At 58.3% G+C, this 1,882-nt stretch carries 1 protein-coding gene; it reads right to left on the bottom strand.

Annotation, left to right across the window (positions count from 1 at the left end; all coding sequences use genetic code 11):
• Positions 1-1,882: DUF637 domain-containing protein (locus tag C7389_RS24660; protein ID WP_211342539.1), on the bottom strand; the 1,882-nt coding region annotated here is incomplete at both ends.

Here is a 1,882-nt window from a genome sequence, read left to right as displayed (position 1 = left end):
GTGCGTCCTGATGGGGCACCAAGGAGCGAAAGCGGGGGCAACGGCCCCTGGCCGACCCGGCCGGAAGCGAAAAATGCCTTCGAACTCGAAAGGTCCTCACTGATACGCGCTCGAAATCGGTCCGCGGGCGCTTGATCATGATTTGTTCAGCACTTCCATAGTTCAACGCCACGCTCTCATTACCTCCGAATAGCGCATTCTGCGCCATCGCATTCGCGCCGAGCGTTGCCCCACCAATCAGACTATTGGTCACTATCGAACCGCCCAGCAGGGGCAGCGCCACAGCGGCTGTGGTACCGGCTGTCAGCGAGTTGCCAAGATTCGCTTCACCAGTCTTGTAGTAATCCCCCGCCGTCTGAAAACCTGCGCCTATACCAAATGCGGCCGCTGTTTTCCAGTTCATCAAACCGGATACGGTCAGTCGCCCCAAACCGATTGGAGATGCCGCCGTTCCAATCACGGCCATTTGGGCAATACCTTCGCGTCTATCCTGCTCAAGCGCGGCTGCATAAGCAGCCAGAACGGCCTGGTCTTCCGGCTTGGTGCTAGCCCATGCAATAGTTCCGTCGGCAGAACATGCCGCCGCCGGGCAGTCGGCCAGCGGCACGGAGAACATTTTGCCAGCAGCCGACACCGAGGCATAACGGGAATTGTCATATTCCGATGAGGAAATCGATTGCCATGCGCCAGTATTCCATGAATAGGTGCCTGCGGAGTTCTCCTGAATAAACAACATGAGCTCCGCGCCTGGCGTCGCCATCTTCGACAAATCCTGCAGCAGAAAGGCTTGGTCACCCTGCCTGACAAGTGACATTGAGCCAGCGTCGTACACAGCGTTTACCTGAGTACTACCGTCGAGTTCGACCAAGATATTAGATAGTGCCGACTCGTTAAGATCATGGTTATTTGCCCAACGCAGGGCATTCGCAATTTCCTCTTCAGTGAACTTCCCATTACTTTTCTCCGCCAAATCTTTGGCAAGTTTCCGCTCATCCGGATGCAATTGCCGGTTGTACAACTCGTCATACAGCGCGATATTGGACGCAAGGTTGGCATCGCCACCTGTCAATCCAGCCGCCAACGCGCCGACCAGTTGAGCTGCAGTAGCCTGCAGCGCCTGGTCCCCTTTCACCAATTGAGCAAGTTGATCCGAGAGCGCCTCATTGGCTCCAGCCGCTAGTGCCCCAGTGGCAAAGTCTCCCGTCGCCGCCTGGCTGATGAGCCCACCAACCAGCGCCTTGACCGCGACCTTCTCGAAGTCGCCGTTGTTAATTCCGTTCTCTTGCGCCCAGTTGCCTACCTGATTGAAGGCGGCTGCCGAGACCACCTGAACCGCTGCCGAGGTCAAGGAGGCGGCGAGCTTCTCCTCGAAGCTCCCCCCATTGATCGCGGCATCAACGCCAGAGGTAATGACAGCCTTGCCAGCCTGATAGGCAGCAAATTCACCCATTCCCTGGATCGAATTCAGGTCGAAACTGGACGTACCAGGGTTACCAATCAGCCCCGTCGTCAACCCAGCTGCAGCCGCTGCAACAACATAGCCCTTGAGTGCTTCTTCCGAGAAAGTCGCTTCAAAAGCCTTACCCAGATCGCCACCACTGTTGATCGTGTTGATCGCCGCGTTGCTTACCATCCCCTGGAACGCCGCCTGTGCCGCAGTGCCCGCAATGGCCCCAGCGGTTCCACCACCCGCCCAGGCGGAGGCCGATGCGGCAACGCTTGAGCCCGCCCCCCAAGTGAGCACCGTCACCACGATGGCCACGATGATCGCCAGCCCCGCACCCATGCCCGAGTGGCTGTACTTCCACTGGTCGTGGACTTCCTTCACCCGCTGCCAGTCGATGTCGCCCCGGCTCTCCATCTCCTTCAGCCACGCCAGCTT

The sequence above is a fragment of the Azoarcus indigens genome (assembly GCF_004361735.1).
In the GTDB taxonomy this organism is placed as follows: Bacteria; Pseudomonadota; Gammaproteobacteria; order Burkholderiales; family Rhodocyclaceae; genus Azoarcus; species Azoarcus indigens.
The sequence above is the reverse complement of the archived record's forward strand: the minus strand, read 5'-3'. Positions and strand labels throughout refer to the sequence as shown.